This window comes from Streptomyces sp. NPDC033165, from assembly GCF_055577965.1.
Map to the genome: position 1 here is coordinate 485,178 of NZ_JBVIPK010000003.1, position 15,479 is coordinate 500,656.

The 15,479-nt window shown below is 71.3% G+C and carries 15 protein-coding genes and 1 pseudogene; 5 read left to right on the forward strand and 11 right to left on the reverse strand.

The window, feature by feature from the left end:
- The first annotated feature begins 7 nt into the window (after positions 1–7).
- The gene (locus tag ACZ5WC_RS10065) at positions 8–1,006 is read left to right on the forward strand and encodes a D-2-hydroxyacid dehydrogenase (protein WP_468540342.1); all 999 of its coding nucleotides are present in this window, start codon (positions 8–10) and stop codon (positions 1,004–1,006) included.
- On the opposite strand, the gene ACZ5WC_RS10070 is transcribed toward ACZ5WC_RS10065, so the two are convergent.
- Together ACZ5WC_RS10070 and ACZ5WC_RS10075 are read right to left on the reverse strand one after the other, a co-directional pair.
- Complete coding sequence (locus tag ACZ5WC_RS10070; protein ID WP_468540343.1) at positions 1,000–1,788, reverse strand: TetR/AcrR family transcriptional regulator; 789 nt, start codon at positions 1,786–1,788, stop codon at positions 1,000–1,002. The two genes, ACZ5WC_RS10065 and ACZ5WC_RS10070, sit on opposite strands and share 7 nt — an antisense overlap.
- An 85-nt stretch (positions 1,789–1,873) precedes the next feature.
- Positions 1,874–3,460, reverse strand: a complete 1,587-nt coding sequence (locus ACZ5WC_RS10075) for an MFS transporter (protein WP_468540344.1) — start codon at positions 3,458–3,460, stop codon at positions 1,874–1,876.
- Between the two features lie 220 nt (positions 3,461–3,680).
- Here ACZ5WC_RS10075 and ACZ5WC_RS10080 point away from each other — a divergent pair, with 220 nt between their 5' ends.
- Positions 3,681–4,538 carry an endonuclease/exonuclease/phosphatase family protein gene (locus ACZ5WC_RS10080; RefSeq protein ID WP_468540345.1) on the forward strand — a complete coding sequence of 286 codons (858 nt, stop codon included), beginning with the start codon at positions 3,681–3,683 and terminating at the stop codon, positions 4,536–4,538.
- Between the two features lie 98 nt (positions 4,539–4,636).
- Here the strand turns inward: ACZ5WC_RS10080 and ACZ5WC_RS10085 are convergent.
- From ACZ5WC_RS10085 to ACZ5WC_RS10100, 4 genes and pseudogenes are all read right to left on the reverse strand, one after another.
- A pseudogene (locus ACZ5WC_RS10085) lies at positions 4,637–4,868 on the reverse strand (two-component sensor histidine kinase); the annotation flags it as partial.
- Positions 4,869–4,892: 24 nt separating this feature from the next.
- On the reverse strand, positions 4,893–5,639 hold the full coding sequence (locus ACZ5WC_RS10090) for a response regulator transcription factor (RefSeq protein WP_468540346.1): 747 nt from the start codon (positions 5,637–5,639) through the stop codon (positions 4,893–4,895).
- Positions 5,640–5,729: 90 nt separating this feature from the next.
- Entirely contained in the window at positions 5,730–6,647 is a 918-nt protein-coding gene (locus ACZ5WC_RS10095) for an amidohydrolase family protein (protein ID WP_468540550.1), read from the reverse strand.
- Positions 6,625–7,515: a DUF2797 domain-containing protein gene (locus ACZ5WC_RS10100; protein WP_468540347.1), complete on the reverse strand. Its 891-nt coding sequence runs from the start codon at positions 7,513–7,515 to the stop codon at positions 6,625–6,627. Before ACZ5WC_RS10100 ends, ACZ5WC_RS10095 begins: the two co-directional genes overlap by 23 nt.
- Before the next feature lie 86 nt (positions 7,516–7,601).
- On the opposite strand from ACZ5WC_RS10100, the gene ACZ5WC_RS10105 reads away from it, so the two are divergent.
- Together ACZ5WC_RS10105 and ACZ5WC_RS10110 are read left to right on the forward strand one after the other, a co-directional pair.
- On the forward strand, positions 7,602–8,546 hold the full coding sequence (locus tag ACZ5WC_RS10105; protein WP_468540348.1) for an RNA polymerase sigma-70 factor: 945 nt from the start codon (positions 7,602–7,604) through the stop codon (positions 8,544–8,546).
- Positions 8,547–8,640: 94 nt separating this feature from the next.
- Positions 8,641–9,855 (forward strand): NAD(P)/FAD-dependent oxidoreductase, encoded by a 1,215-nt coding sequence (locus tag ACZ5WC_RS10110; protein ID WP_468540349.1) that lies wholly within the window; start codon positions 8,641–8,643, stop codon positions 9,853–9,855.
- Here ACZ5WC_RS10110 and ACZ5WC_RS10115 read toward each other — a convergent pair.
- The 5 genes from ACZ5WC_RS10115 to ACZ5WC_RS10135 form a co-directional block, all read right to left on the reverse strand.
- Positions 9,842–10,393, reverse strand: coding sequence for a YcxB family protein (locus tag ACZ5WC_RS10115; protein ID WP_468540350.1), 552 nt, complete (start codon positions 10,391–10,393; stop codon positions 9,842–9,844). The two genes, ACZ5WC_RS10110 and ACZ5WC_RS10115, sit on opposite strands and share 14 nt — an antisense overlap.
- A gap of 306 nt (positions 10,394–10,699) precedes the next feature.
- Positions 10,700–10,915, reverse strand: coding sequence for a hypothetical protein (locus ACZ5WC_RS10120; RefSeq protein WP_468540351.1), 216 nt, complete (start codon positions 10,913–10,915; stop codon positions 10,700–10,702).
- A 144-nt stretch (positions 10,916–11,059) separates the two neighbouring features.
- A complete protein-coding gene (locus ACZ5WC_RS10125; protein WP_468540352.1) occupies positions 11,060–11,800 on the reverse strand; it encodes a class I SAM-dependent methyltransferase in 741 nt (246 codons plus the stop codon).
- Positions 11,797–12,510: a hypothetical protein gene (locus ACZ5WC_RS10130; RefSeq protein WP_468540353.1), complete on the reverse strand. Its 714-nt coding sequence runs from the start codon at positions 12,508–12,510 to the stop codon at positions 11,797–11,799. Before ACZ5WC_RS10130 ends, ACZ5WC_RS10125 begins: the two co-directional genes overlap by 4 nt.
- A 1,224-nt stretch (positions 12,511–13,734) precedes the next feature.
- Positions 13,735–13,962: a hypothetical protein gene (locus tag ACZ5WC_RS10135; RefSeq protein WP_468540354.1), complete on the reverse strand. Its 228-nt coding sequence runs from the start codon at positions 13,960–13,962 to the stop codon at positions 13,735–13,737.
- A 149-nt stretch (positions 13,963–14,111) separates the two neighbouring features.
- Here ACZ5WC_RS10135 and ACZ5WC_RS10140 point away from each other — a divergent pair, with 149 nt between their 5' ends.
- Positions 14,112–15,455: a tetratricopeptide repeat protein gene (locus ACZ5WC_RS10140; protein WP_468540355.1), complete on the forward strand. Its 1,344-nt coding sequence runs from the start codon at positions 14,112–14,114 to the stop codon at positions 15,453–15,455.
- Positions 15,456–15,479 lie beyond the last annotated feature (24 nt).

The window sequence follows — 15,479 nt, forward strand, 5'->3', positions numbered from 1 at the left end:
AGGCGTGATGGTCAGTGACCGGCGTCCGGGGCGAGGCGCTGCCCGGGCGGAGGGGCCCCCGGTGACGGGCGACGCCCACCGGGCTCTCGCGCGGGCGCGGCTCCTGGTCGCGCCCGCCCTGAACGCTTCCCTGGTAGGGGAGTTGGAGCGGATCACCGGCCGGGGCGCGGAGCCCCTGACCGACGTACCGCCACCGCCCGGCGCCCCGCTGCTGTGCGTGGGGGACGCACTGCCCGAGGCGCTGCGGACGGACCGGCTGCTGTGGTTCCACAGCGTCAACGCCGGTACGGACTCCCTGCTTTCGGCGGGGCCCTGGCCCGCCGGGGCACTGCTGACCCGGACCGTGGGCCGGATGGGCGAGCGGATCGCCCAGTACGTCCTGGCCTGGATGCTCGCCGAGTGCCAGTCCGTGCCGGAGTTCACCGCACAGCACGCCCGCGCGCAGTGGCAGCGGCGCCCCTCGGAGCTCGCCGCCGGGCAGACCGCGCTGATCTACGGCACCGGCCGGATCGGCACGGCCGTCGGACGGCTGTTGCAGGCCTGCGGGGTGCACACGGTGGGCGTCGCCCGCACGCCGCGGCCCGGGGCGGGCTTCGACCGGGTGATCGGGGCCGACGCGGACCGGGAGGCGCTGGGCGCGGCGCGGTGGGTGGTCTCCACGCTCCCGTTGACCGAGGCGACGGAGGGCTTCTTCGGGGCCGACCGGTTCGGCGCGGTGCGGGGTGCGACGTTCGTCGGCGTGGGGCGGGGCGCGACGGTGGACCTGGGGGCGCTGGAGGAGGCGCTGCGGGGCGGCGGGGTACGGGGGGCCGTGCTGGACGTGCTGCCCGAGGAACCGGCCGCACCCGGCGACCCGGTCTGGCGGCTGCCCCGTACGGTGATCACCTCGCACTCCGCGGGGATCACCGCCGACGAGGACGTGGCCGTGGACTTCGCCGCGTGCTGGCAGGACGTGGCGGCGGGCCGCCTCCCGGCGTCGGCGGTGGACGTGGGGCGCGGCTACTGAGCGGCCTTCCCCGGCGCGGCGGAGGCCCGGTCGCGCATCGCCTCGATGCCCGCGATCAGCAGGTCCAGTGCGAAGACGAAGTCCCGCTCGCGCATCTCCTCCACGGTGTCCCCGCCCCGGGCCGCCATCAGGGCGTCGGACGCCTCGGCGATCTGCCGCAGGTGGGGCAGTGACCGGATCGTGCCCATCGCCTGCTGGTGGTACTGGTCCTGCGTCATCCCGGTCGCGTCGCACCGCGCCTTGAAGTGGCCCTCGACGGTGCCGAATCCGTACACGAACTGGAAGACCGCCGAGAGCGCGCCCGTCTGCCTCTCCAGCGGGAGGCCGGTGGCCCGGATGATGTCCTGGACGGCGTACGAGCACAGCATCGAGTTCGGGCCGATGTTGAGGAAGGTCCCGGCCAGTGGGGAGACCCAGATGTGGCGGACGAGCAGTTCGCGGTAGCTGCGGGCGAACTCCCGCAGCCGAACCCGCCAGTCGGCGTCCTCCGCGGGCGGGGTGATCTCGGCGTACACCGAGTCCAGCGCCAGCTCCAGGAGGTCGTCCTTGGTGTCGACGTACCAGTAGAGGGACATCGCGGTGACGTCCAGCTCGGCGGCGAGCCGGCGCATCGAGAACTTGGCGAGGCCCTCGGCGTCCAGCAGCCGTACCGACGCCTCGGTGATCCGGTTGCGGTCCAGGCCGGCCGGCGACTCGGACCTGCGGGAGCGCGAGGGCGTCCGCCGGTCCAGCCAGACGCTGGTCCGCGCGGGATTCTTCACACGGTCGGACGCGGACACCATGGCGCACTCTCCTCGTCTTGCTCGGGCCTGCCGGAGGGACGGCGTACCGGATGCTCACGGTCCGGTACGCGTGTCCCGTCCGATGCTATGCCGCCGGTCCCGTCGATCCTGCCCGGTCCCCGGCCTTTTCCACCTGGTCAACCGCCTCCACCGCATCCGCCTTCGTCGCCTCCGCCGCCGCCTCCGCCCGCGCGGCCCGGCGCAGCAGCAGCGCGGCGAGCAGGCCGCCCGCCAGCACCGCGACCGCACCCGCCAGCTGGCTCACCTCCAGGCCCGAGGCGAAGGCGTCCTTGATCAGCTCGCGCTCACCCGGGCCGTCGGCGGACGCCAGGGCGGCGGGCAGTGAGGCCGCACCGACGGCGGCCGGTACGAGGGCGGCGAACCGGGCGTTCATCACCGCGCCGAGCACCGCGACCCCGAGCCCGTTGCCGAACTCCGCGAGCGTGCCGTTGACCCCCGCGCCGACCCCGGCCTTCTCCGGCGGAATGGCGCTCATGATGGCGTTGGCCATCGCGGGCATCGCCAGCGCGATCCCCGCCCCCATCACGACCAGGCCGAGCAGCATCCCGCCGTATCCGCCGCGCCCGAGCACCGCGACGGCCGCGAGACCGGCCGCCAGCGAGGTCATCCCCGCCGCGATGACGGTGGGCGTGCCCAGCCTGCCGACCAGGCGGGCGCCCAGCCCCGTCAGATTGAGGGCGACCACGGTGAGCGCCATCGGGGCGGTCCGCAGACCGGCCTCCAACGGCCCGTAGCCGAGCACGAACTGGAGGTGCTGGGTGAGCAGGAAGAGCGAACCGCCCATCCCGAAGGCGACCAGGATCGCCCCCGCCACCGCGCCGATGAACTTCTGGTTCCGGAAGAAGTGCATATCGAGCATCGGGTACGGGATGTGCAGCTCCCACAGCACGAACCCGGCGAGTACCGCGACCCCGAGGAACGCCGTGAGCAGCACCCGGCCGGACGCCCAGCCGTGCTCCGGGCCGGAGATGATCGCGAACACGACCGCGGTCATACCGATCGTGGAGAGCAGCGCGCCCAGCAGGTCGGGCCGCTCCCCCCGGGCGTTCTTCCATTCCGGTACGAGCCGGACGACGGCGGCCAGAGCGATCAGGGCGACCGGAATGTTGATGAGGAAGATCGCGCCCCACCAGAAGTGGTCGAGGACGAACCCGCCGAACAGCGGACCCGCCGCGAAGCCGAGGGAGTTCACCGTCGACCAGATCCCGATCGCCTTGACCCGCTCGGTGTCGTCGAAGATCTGCACCACGACGGCGAGCGTGGTGGTGAGCAGCAGCGCACCGCCGACGCCCATCCCGGCGCGGGCCGCGATGAGCTGGCCCGAGGACTGTGCGAGCCCCGCCACCAGCGACCCGACGCCGAACAGGGCGAGGCCCACGATCAGCATCCTCTTGCGCCCGTAACGGTCCGCGGAGCTGCCCGCCGTGAGCAGCAGCCCGGACTGGACGAGCGAGTAGGCGTTGATCATCCACTGCACATCGGCGGTGGAGGCGTCGAGTTCCGTGGTGAGGGAGGGGATCGCGACGTTGAGGACGGTGTTGTCGAGCAGCACGGTGAGCTGGGCCAGGCAGATGACGCCGAGGATCAGCCAGCGCTGCGGGTGCCCTTGGGGGGCGAGGTCGTGCCGCTGTGCGGCGGCGGGCGTCGTCATGCGGGCTCCTTGAGCTCCGGGGGCTACGGCTCTACGGCTCTACGGCTCTACGGTGTATAGGACGTGGTCGGTGTACACCGTAGAGCAGCCCTTATACGGCGTACAAGTCAGTTCTCGCACCGCCGCACCGCCGCGCCGCCGCACCCCGGGGCGGCCGAGCGGTTACGGTTTCCGACTCAGACCTGACAAAGTGCGCGATTTTCCGGCCGGTTGGAGAGCCATGTCATCCCGCCCCCTTCGCCGTACGACGCAACTCCTGGCCGCCGCAGCACTGTTGGGCACGACACTCACACAGACCCCGGCCGCCGCGTCCGAGACCGCCCCCGACGCCCTGCCGCTGCGCGTCGCCACGTACAACATCCACGCCGGGGCGACCACGGACCACGTCTTCGACCTGGACGGCCAGGTGGCCGAACTGCGCGCGCTGGACGCGGACGTGATCGGGCTTCAGGAGGTCGACCGGTACTGGGGCGAACGCAGCCAGTGGCGCGACCTGGCGGGCGAGCTGGCCCGGCGGCTGAACATGTACGTGTCCTTCGCGCCGATCTACAGCCTCGACCCGGCCGAGCCTGGCGGCCCGCGCGCGGAGTACGGGGTGGCGATCCTCTCCCGGCACCGCATCCTGGCCGCCGAGAACCACGAGATCACCCGCCTCTCGACCCAGGACCCGAACCCGGTCCCGGCTCCGGCCCCGGGGTTCGGCGAGGTCGTCGTACGGGTGCGGGGCCTGCCCGTCCACGTGTACGCGACCCACCTCGACCACCGCCCGGACCCCGCCGTACGCGTCGCCCAGGTCGCCGACACGCGGCGGATCATGGCCGAGGACCGGGGCCCGCGCATCCTCCTCGGCGACCTCAACGCGGAGCCGGGCGCCCCGGAGCTGGCCCCGCTGTGGAGGGAGCTGACGGACGCCGACCCGGGCGCGCCGACCTTCCCCGCGCGGGACCCGGTCAAGCGGATCGACTACGTGACGGTGTCGGGGGCGGCCCAGGTGCGGCGCGCGTGGGTGCCGGAGAGCCTGGCCTCGGACCACCGGCCGGTGGTGGCGGACCTGGTGCTGCGGAGGACGGGGCGATGAGTTCCTGACGCCCGCAGAGCCCGCAGAGCCCGCAGAGCCCGCAGGACCATGCCTCACCGCCCCGCACCCGGAGGACAACCGGTCATGAACCCGCCGAACAAACCGCGCGATCTGCGGGCGCTGCTCGACCCGCTGTCCTGGACGACCTTCGACGCGGTGACGCCCCCGTCGTCGACGAGGGCCCCGAACGTGCCGAGCGGCTGCCCGCCCCCGCCGATGAACCCGAGCCGACCGGCGTCCCGCAGGGCCTGGGGTGCCGGCCGCGACGACGGCGATCAGGGAGACGGCGGAGACGACGAGCCGGGTCCGCAGCGTCCAGGGCCGCCGCAGCGCTCCCCTGCCCGCGCGCGCCCGCTACTCACCGGGCTTGATCAGATACCCCGCCCCGCGCCGGGTGTGGATCATCGGCGTCCGCCCGGCGTCGATCTTCTTGCGGAGGTACGAGATGTAGAGCTCGACCACGTTGGCCTGGCCGCCGAAGTCGTAGTTCCAGACCCGGTCCAGGATCTGCGCCTTGCTGAGCACCCGGCGCGGGTTGCGCATCAGGAAGCGCAGCAGCTCGAACTCGGTGGCCGTGACGTGGATCGCGTCCCCGCCCCGGCTCACCTCGTGGCTGTCCTCGTCGAGCACCAGGTCCCCGACGACAAGCCTCGACTCGCTCCGCCCGGCGGCGAGCGCCGAGCCCGAGCGGCGGATGAGCCCGCGCAGCCGGGCCACGACCTCCTCCAGGCTGAAGGGTTTGGTCACATAGTCGTCGCCGCCCGCCGTGAGCCCGGCGATCCGGTCCTCGACGGCGTCCCTGGCGGTCAGGAAGAGCACCGGCACATCGGCGTACTCGCGGCGCAGCCGGCCCAGCACGGAGAGCCCGTCCATGTCGGGGAGCATCACGTCCAGGATCACCGCGTCCGGGCGGAAGTCGCGGGCGGCCCGGACGGCGGCGGCCCCGTCCCCGGCGCTGCGCACCTCCCACCCCTCGTACCGCAGGGCCATCGAGAGCAGCTCGGTGAGCGGAGCTTCGTCGTCCACGACCAGGACCCGCACGGGGGTACGGTCCGGCCGGAGCAGTTCGGTACGCCCCTGGGGCGAGGTCGTCGTCGTCATGGGCCCACTCTGTGAGGCGCCGGTGAGAGAACCCTGACCCGTTTCTGTGATTTCCCTGAGAAAACGGCGGGGGCTGTCAGGGGAACCCTGTTACGGGAACAACGCGGCGGCGTTCCCGTGACAGACCGCCCGCAACCAGTCGTCGCCCAGCCCGAGCCGCTCCAGCGCGTCCAGCTGATGGACGTACGGATACGGGATGTTCGGGAAGTCGGTCCCCAGCAGGATGCGGTCCCCGAGGTCGGCGAGCCGCCCCCGCTCCGCCGCCGGAAAGGGGCTCAGCCCTTCACCGAAGTCGGTGAACGCCATGGTCGTATCGAGCCGCACCTCGGGATACCGCTCCGCCAGCGCGAGGAACTCCCGGTACTCCGGCATCCCCATGTGCGCGACGATCAGCCGCAGCCGCGGATGGCGCGCGAGCAGCCGCCCGACCGGCTCGGGCCCGGTGTACGCGCCCGGGGCGGGCCCGGACCCGCAGTGCATCACCACCGGAATCCCGGCCTCGGCGAGCAGCCCCCAAACGGGTTCCAGCAAAGGGTCGTTGGCGTCGTACGCACCGACCTGGAGGTGCGACTTGAACACCCGGGCCCCCGCCTCGACGGCCTCCTTCACGTACACCTCGACGCCGTCCTCCGGGAAGAGGGTCGCGGTGTGCAGGCAGTCGGGCGTCCGGGCGGCGAAGCCGGCGGCCCAGCCGTTCAGCCAGCGGGCCATGCCGGGCTTGTGCGGATAGAGCATCGCGGTGAACCGGAGCACCCCGAACGACCGCAGCACGGCGAGCCGCCGCTCCTCCTCGTACCGGTAGGTGATCGGCCACTCCAGACCGGTGAGCGGCCCGGCGGCGTCGAAGTAGGCCCACACCTTGCGCAGGACCTGTTCGGGCATGAAGTGGGTGTGCACGTCGATGATCCCGGGCAGCCCGAGCCGCTCCCGGAACCGCACCACGCCCCCGCTACCGTCATCCACGCTCAGGCTCCCTCGCCATCGTTCAGAACAACCCACCCTGCACACCGCCGCCCCCGATGTCGACCAGGGGAACACTGACGATCGCGGACGCATCAGGGACACCGGAAAGCTCCCACCCGGTGAACAGCCGGGTGTCGAGGACGACGACGGCGTCACCCCCGCCCACCGCGAGGTGGAGATCCGGCCCGGCGGCAGCGACGAGCCGCCCGGCGACGACACCTCCGTCGACGAGCTCCCGCACGGCCCGAAGAGGACCGCCCCCTCGCCCGATCCCGAACACCCCGACCTGATCGACGACTTCCAGCGGCAAAGGCTCCAACGACTCCGGCCAACCACGCCCTTGGAGCCCGACGGCGCGCGCGTACAGCTCCGCCACCGCCCCGGCCCTCTCCTCCGCACCCGGCAACCGCCCCCGCACGGACCGCTTTTGGGCGTACGGAATCCGGTCCGGCACCCCGAGGGCGGCCCGCAGCACCTCTTCGGTCCGCCGGGCGGCCATCAGCGGCCCGCGCCCCAGCCAGCTGAACGCGACGGCCCCCTGCTCCCGCAACCGGGCGGCACCCCGCTCCTCCCCGGTGATCCCGACCTTGACCAGGCCGGGCCCGAACCAGGCGAGATAGACGCGGTAGGTCCGCGGGTCGTCCGGCATCGTGTCGGCCGCCACCGAATGCGCCCGGTCCAGCCGCGCACACTCGGCGCACCGCCCCCCGGTGCTCCGCCCGGACACCACGGCCCCCAGCGGGCACTCGTTCCCCCGGGCCCCCGCACACCGCCGCTCCCCGACAGCCCGGAACCCGAGCCCGCCCCCGTACGCGAGCACGCTCACCCGCCGCTCACGCCCCCGCCGCCACCCCAGCTCAGGAGCCGCCCCCGGCCACCGCACCCCATCACACCGCCACCCGCCACCGGACACCCGGACTCCGCTCCCCTGAAACCTGACACCGCCGGCCGCACCGGCCCGGCGATGCTACGGCGTCGCCGCCAGCTAGGATCCGGGCCATGGCGCTGACCCAGGACCAGGTGGACCGGTTCAAGGCCTCCATGCCCCGTCTGGAGGCCATCGCCTACCGGCTGCTCGGCTCCGCGAGCGACGCCGAGGACGCCGTGCAGGACACGTTCCTGCGCTGGCAGGCCGCCGACGTCGACCGTATCGAGGTCCCCGAGGCCTGGCTGACGAAGGTCCTCACCAACCTCTGCCTCAACCAGCTCACCTCGGCGCGCGCCCGGCGCGAGACGTACGTGGGCCAGTGGCTGCCCGAGCCGCTGCTCGCCGGGGACCCGATGCTCGGCCCCGCCGACACCGTCGAGCAGCGCGAATCCGTCTCGTACGCGGTCCTCACCCTCATGGAGCGGCTGTCGCCCAATGAACGGGTGGTGTACGTACTGCGGGAGGCCTTCGCCTACCCGCACCGGAAGATCGCGGAGATCCTCGACATCACCGAGTCCGCGTGCCAGCAGATCTTCCACCGCGCCAGGAAGCACGTCGCGGAGGGCCGGACCCGTGCCGAGATCGACGAGGCCGCCGCCCGGCGGATCGCCGAGGAGTTCCTCACGGCCGCCACCAGCGGCCGGACCGAACCGCTCGTCGAACTGCTCACCGCGGACGTGGTCGCGATCGGCGACGGCGGCGGGAAGGTACCGGCCCGCGCCAAGCCGTTCGAGGGCGCGCGCGCGGTCGCGACGTTCATGCGGAGCCTGTTCCACCCCAACCAGGCCCTGCGCAATCTCCTCGGCGGTTCCGCGGAGGTCCACCTCTCGACCGCCAACGGCGCTCCGGCCGTCGTGGTGGTGGTCGGGGAGCGGATCATCGGCGTGATGCTCCTGGAGATGACCGCCGACGGCATCACCGCCGTCCGCAGCCAGGTCAACCCCGACAAGCTGGAACGCGCGAACGAGCGGTGGGCGGCCGCCGGCCACGGAGAGACCCTGCTCCACACCCTCTGACATCGACTGTGACGCGCGTCACCTCACCCTGCTGTCAGGAAACAGCGGGCTGCCCGGTTCAAGAGGCGAAACCGCGTGAGACAGGAGCCAGGACATGCAGCAGAACCAGCGTCGGCACCGCGTCATCGTCATCGGAGCCGGTTACACCGGAGCGAGCGCCGCCGGGCGCCTCGCCAGGCGGCTGCACCGCGAGGACGTCTCCATCACCCTCGTCAACGACGGGCCCGACTTCGCCGAGCGCGTCCGGATGCACCAACTGGCGGTCGGCCAGGACCTCAAGGCCCGGCCCTTCAGCAAGATGTTCGCCGGTACGGGAGTCGCCCTGCGGCTCGCGAGGGTCACCGGAGTCGACGTCGACCGCAGGACGGTGTCCGTCACCGACGCGAACGACCCCGGGAAGCGGGAGGACCTGGAGTACGACACCCTCGTCTACGCCCTCGGCAGCGGCTGGAACACCCATGGCGTCCCCGGCACCGCCGAGCACGCCCACGACATCACCGGCCGCCCCGGAGCCCTGCGCCTGCGTGCCCGCCTGGCCGCACTGGCCCCCGGGGAGCCGGTGGTCGTCGTCGGCGGCGGCCTCACGGGCGTGGAGGCGGCGACGGAGATCGCCGAGGCCCGCCCGGACCTCGACGTCGCCCTCGCCGCCCGCGGCGGGCTGGGCGACTGGCTCTCCCCCAAGGGCGCCCGCCACCTGCGAAAGGTCTTCGACGGCCTCGGCATCACCGTGCACGAGAACACCCCGGTCACGGCGGTCACCGCCACCCACGTCACGACCACCGGCCAGGACGTCCCGGCCGCGGTCACCGTCTGGACCGCGGGCTTCGCGGTCCACCCCGTCGCGAAGGCCACCGCCCTGGAGACGACCGGCACCGGCCAGATCGTCGTCGACGCCACGATGCGCTCGGTCTCGCACCCGGACGTGTACGCCATCGGCGACGCGGCCCTGGCAGCGGGCCCCGGCGACAAGCCCCTGCGCATGTCCTGCGCCAGCGGCATCCCCACCGCCTGGCAGGCCGCCGACGCCATCGCCGCCCGCCTGACCGGCGCCAAGATCCCGAGCATCCCGCTCCGTTACTTCAACCAGTGCGTCTCCCTGGGCCGCAGGGAAGGCCTGATCCAGTACGTCACCGCCGACGACCGGTCCGTCAGCGCGGCCCTCACCGGCCGCCCGGCCGCCCTCTACAAGGAACTGGTCTGCAAGGGCGCGGCCTGGGGCGTGGCGAACCCCACCTTCGGCCTGCCGACCCGACGCCGCCGGGTCGCGCAGGAGCCGACGGGAGCGACGGCGGCCGCTACAGCCGCTTGAGGTTCCGGTCGAGGATCGCCCTGAGGCGCTCCACATCCTCAGGGCCCACGGCGCCCCGCTTGGGCAGCACCGCGACCCCGGCGGAGCGCTCACCACCGAACAGGACGAAGAGCCGGGGGGTCTCCAGGTACCCCCGGTACACCGACCACTCGAAGGTGAACGACACCCGCTCACCGGTACTGACCGCGCCGCCCTCATCGGCCACCATGCGGCACTGCCCGTACGGCTCCACGACACTGAACACCCGCCGCGCCTCGGCGCGCAGCGCCATCAGGACACCCACGGACGCGAAGATCAGGGAGAGCACCACCGTGACGCCCCATACGGCAGGCGAGGTGTCGAAGAACAGCGCGAGAACGCACGCGGTGGCGGGAACCGCCAGCAACCCCATCAGCACCTGGGCCCGCCCCGCCCATGTCCTGCGCGCACGCGCCCGAAGCGCCTCTTCGAAGTCCGCGGCCGTCGGCCGGTAGACGAACTCGACGGCCGCCCCACGTGCCGTGGCGCTCTCGGACAGATCCCCACCCATAGTGTCCATAGGCAGGAACCCTAGCCAGAGCCACCCGGCGGGCGAACGCCGGAGGCCCCCAGGACTTCTCCTGGGGGCCTCCGGCTTGCTGTGCACTCGACAGGATTCGAACCTGCAACCTTCTGATCCGTAGGATCGGGCACTGCCTTGTGGCCCCCGGCGGCCTCCCGAACTGATCGCCCACGCTGGCAATCAGGTGCCACCGTGTCCCGTCGTCGCCGTCAGCTCCGCCGACTCCGGTTGGACTCCCCTGGCCCCCTCATACCCCTGGACCAGGGCAAAAGCAGTTCCCTGCGCCGCCTCCACCGCAATACCTCAGAACCCGGCCATGGACTTGTCGAGCACTCCACCCAGCGCACCGTAGGCGCTGCACCGGACCGAGTGCTTTGCTTTGCGGCGGAGCGCGAACCCCGTGATGAACGAGAACGCGAAGAGCCCACCGAGGACCATCGCGACGACCGGGTTGTAGACGAAATACGCGAAGACCGCGACGCCGGCCCAGACAAGGGTCGGCAGGAGTGAGCCGCGCAACACCGTCCCGAACCTGATCCGTTCTGAACCCGGCGGCAGCACACGTTCATGCCACACCATGAAGCCATCACACTAGCGACAGCTCGGGTCTGGCGGTGATCCGTAACAAACGGCCCACTCAGCTTCTCACCGCTCGTGATCAAGTCAGGTGTACCTGGCAACCGTGTACGCGGTCGGCCCGGTGAGCTTGGCTCCGGAGTCGTCGATCATGTCCAGGATCTCGAAGCCGACACGCTCCGCGTACTGTTCGAGCTCGCGCGGGAAGAGGACGCGTCTACGGATCTCGTCCTGGGCCTCGTCCCCCGAGGGGAGTGCCCAATGCCGGTGCATGGTGTTGATCTGGGTCCGCAGGTCCCACTCATGGCGGATCGTGACGGTTGCCGGACCGCTCGGGGTGTCGACCGTGGCAGTCATCGGATCGGCCCCCGTGACGGGTGCGACGGGGGAACAGAGGATCAGCAGGCTGCCCCGCTCGGCGTGAGCCGCGAACGTGGCGAAGACCTGGGTGATCTCGTTGTTGTTGTGGACATAGGCGAGGCTGTTGCCCATGCAGGTCACCACGTCCATGCACCGCCGCAGTCGCGCGGTGCGCATGTCCCCGATGTGGATATCCAGCTCCGGCCGGGCCTGGCGGGCGTAGTCGACCATGCCGGGCTGGAGGTCCAGGCCGGTGCACTCGTAGCGCTTGGCAAGGCTCTCCAGGTCTCTGCCGGTGCCGCATCCGAAGTCGAGCAGCGTCCGGGCGCCCGGCCGGTGCGTCTCGATCAGGGTCTGACACAACCCGGCGCTGGTGCTGTCGGACTGGATCACGTCGTACAGGGCCGGGTCCCGGTAGAGGAGGTTCGTCGCTTCCACTGGCTCCGCTTCCGTGTCGTGGCTGGTCACATGAGGCTCCGCAGTCCGACCTCAAGGGCGAGGACATCGCACAGCAGATCAGGGACAGTCAAAGCCGCATCAGCGTCCCTTCGAGCCTGAGCGAGTGCCTTGCAGTCAACGTAGCCAAGATCGACCAGGACGGATTCCTTGAGCATGTCGTCCAGTACGGGGAAGCCGTGGGAGCGCAGCCCCTTCTCCAGTACGGCAAGGAAGTTCTCCGGTTCGGCTGGCGACGCCACCGACTCCGGCAGCCCCGCTCGCCTGATCCGCTCACGGAACAGCGCCTTGCCTCGCTTGTACTCGTGCGGCAGCTGCTCCATGAAGCGGACGATCCGCGGGTGTACGAGCGGGCTCACCGGCCAGACGCCGGCCCGCAGGAAGCCGGGATTGTGCATCCCGAACGCCATCAGGGTCGGCACGGGCAGGACGGGAATGGGCGCCAGGTGCTCGTTCACCTCGGCCAGGGCGCGGACCACCTTCGGACCGAGCCACGGAACGGGTTCCGGCATCGGTAGTTCCGCGGCCGTCCTGGAGTGGTGGGCGTTGACCTCGTCCCCTCCGCTGCCGGTGAACATGACCTCGCACCGTCGGGCGGCTGCCTGCTCGCGTACGACGTCGAAGGCTTCCTGGTAGAACGCCCCCGCCGGATCATGTGGTCGGCGCAGAGCGCGCACGCCGCCGGGGCAGAACGGCGGGTGCTGCACGGCGGGGATGGCCATATCTCGGAAGCCGCAGTGATCCGCGTACGCCTGGCGGCGCTCGCTCTGCTGCCTGCCGGTGCTCCCCCAACCAGTAATCCGAAGCTGTGCACCTGGGGAAAGCGCGCCGCCTTCACGGCCAGGGCGACGTTCCCGGAGTCCGCGCCGCCCGACAGTTCGACGCCCACGCACCCCGTGGCGCTCGGCGCTTCGCGGATCACGTCGGTCAGCAACTCGTCGAGCATGGCGAGTGGATCGACACCGGGACGCAGCGTGCGCGGCTCCAGGACGTGTTCGGCGGGTTCCGGGTAGTGGATGCCGAGTCCGGCGGCGGTGAACGTGGCAGACGCCCGCTCAGTGAGGCGGAAGACGCCCTCGAACAACGTCTCGGAGGTGTAGCGATGCTGCCTCGTCAGCGTCCGCGCCACGACACGCGGCGCCAGGCGGTCAGTCGACAGATGCGGCCCCAGTGCTGCCACGTCCCATGACGCGTACAGCTCGCCGGCCTTCTCCATCAGATACAACGGGGCCGTGCCGAAAACGCCCGCCGTGAGACGGGCTTCCCCGGCCGTCATGACGACCTCGACGAAGTCGGCCTCGCCCCGCTTGCACTCCTTCACCCTCATCCGCACACATGGCGCCTGGTCGTCGCGGACCTCCATGACCAGCGTGGACACGTTCGCGGGCTCGATCCAGCTCTCGCCGTTGACCCAGCGACCTCCTTCCGGCCTCCATCGGGGCTCCTGGAGATCAGCCAGGCGCAGACGCATCGACAGCATGTCGTCCCTTTCCGAGGTCAGGCGGCGGGGCGGGGCCGCGAACGACCCCGCCCCGCCTGGCGTCAGCCCTGGATCACTTGGAGCAGTGGTCGCCGTTGTTGTCGCCACCGCCGGGCATCTTGTCGAGCAGCGTGGCCTCGACAGCCGGGACGCCGGTGATCAGGTCTCCGGTGAACAGCTCGTCCACGTTCATCGCGTTCTCCTCTTACGGTTGAAACGGACCCCGCGGCTGATGCTGCGGAGTTGAGCCCATCCGGCTGCCGGCCCATACGAAGAAGGCGGCCGGACGGGTACCCACCACTTCCGGCGGTGGGCCCTCCCTCGCCACACGTGGGGTTGGATGTGGCAGGGAGAAGTCAGGTGGGGGTGGATACGGCGGCCACGCCCAGGACGAAGCCGCTCGATGCAGAGATGGTGATGATCAGCAGCAGTCCGGCGTAACGGCCGACGACTGCGGCTAACCGCCTCACAGACGCTCTCCGCGACTGCGCTCGTTCGCCCTGCGCACGGCGGCGCTCATGTCGGCCGCGGCGTCCTGAGGCTCGGGACGGCTGTGCTGCGGGCACTCACACGGCGGGAACAGGTTCGAGCCCGGCGGCGGGTCCGCCCCCTCGTAGGTGTCGATCCTCAGCACCCCGTCCACGCCCCGCTCTTCGGTCAACTGGGCCAGTCGGGCCCGCGCTTCGCTTTTCATCCCTCAGTCCCTCAGACGATGGCTGCGGCGAGGTCTCGCCGTTCCCTGCTGCCTCTACGCAACCGCGTGACCACGCACAGCGGTACCGTTGCAGCAGCGCCGGGACTTGAAAGCCTTGAAAGTTCGCAAGGGCACGGGGAGTTGAAGGCATGGCCAAGCGTGAACCGAACGAGGCGCTCGGGCGCCTGCTCGCCGAGAGCCGCTGGACTTATCGCCAATTCGCGCGGGCGGTGAACCGCGTGGGCACCGAGATGGGCACGCCCCTGCGATACGACGAGTCGGCGGTGAGCCACTGGCTGGGCGGCACCGTGCCCCGCGGGGCCGTGCGGGTGTGCGTCCTGGAAGCTTTCTCTCGGCGTCTGGGGCGGCCCGTAACGCACGCTGAGGCCGGTCTGCCCGTTCCCCGCGATCGCTCCTCCACGACAGCCGCGGATACCGTGGAGGGGCTGATCGACCTCGGGAGGCAGGACATGGACCCATCGCGCCGCAGTGTCCTGGGGGCCGGCCTGTTCTCCGTCGCCCTCACGATTCCCGGGTGGCCGGATGTCATCGGCCGTGCCGAAGCGGTCCAATCCGGCCGCGCCCGCCAGATCGGCATGAACGAAGTGGACATGGTCATCGCCATGACCGAGCGCGTCTCGGAGCTGGACGACCAGTTCGGCGGTCGCCACGCACGGCCCATGGCCGCCTCGTTCATGGTGAACACCGTGGCGTCCTACCTGCGCGCCGACGCCCCCGACGACGTGCGAAAGGCCATGCTGTCCGCGGCCTCGGACCTGCTGTACCTGACCGGCTACATGGCCGTGGACGAGGGGCTGCACGGCCTCGCGCAGGGCTACTACGTCAAGGCGCTGGAGCTCGCGGGCGCTGCCGAGGACCACCTGACCTACTGCACCACTCTGCGCGGCATGAGCGTCCAGGCGATCGACCTTCGCCACGGAGGCAAGGCCATGGAGCTGGCAGACGCCGCAGCAGCCGCCTCCCCGAAGGCCGGGCCTCGCATGCTGGCGTTCCTCGCCGGCCAGCAAGCACACGCAGCCGCGCAGACCGGCGACCGGACGCGGGCGCTGCGGTACATCCGGGAGGCCGAGACTGCCATGGACCGTGCCGAGTCGCGCGGCAAGGCGTTCGGCTCGTACGACCCGGCGTCGCTCAACTACCACATCAGCCAGGTCCGTTACGAACTCGGCGACGTCTCGGGCGCCATCGAAGCCATGCAGCAGTCCGACAAGGTGCGCTACAGCGTCTATCGCCGCGCCCGCGTCCGACACCGCGCCATGCTGGCAGAACGGCAACTGGAGGTCGGCCGCCTGGAGGCGGCCTGCAACACCTGGCATCAGGCGCTCGACGACTACCCGATGGTGCAGTCCGGCCGAGCCGACGACCGGGTCAGAACCATGTTCGGGCTCCTCCGGCCGCACCTGAAGAACACCGCCGCGAGGGATCTCTACGACCGCGCACGAACGGTCGCGCCGCCTTCCCTGGTCAGCTGACCTGTGCCGTTGGCGGTCTCAGCC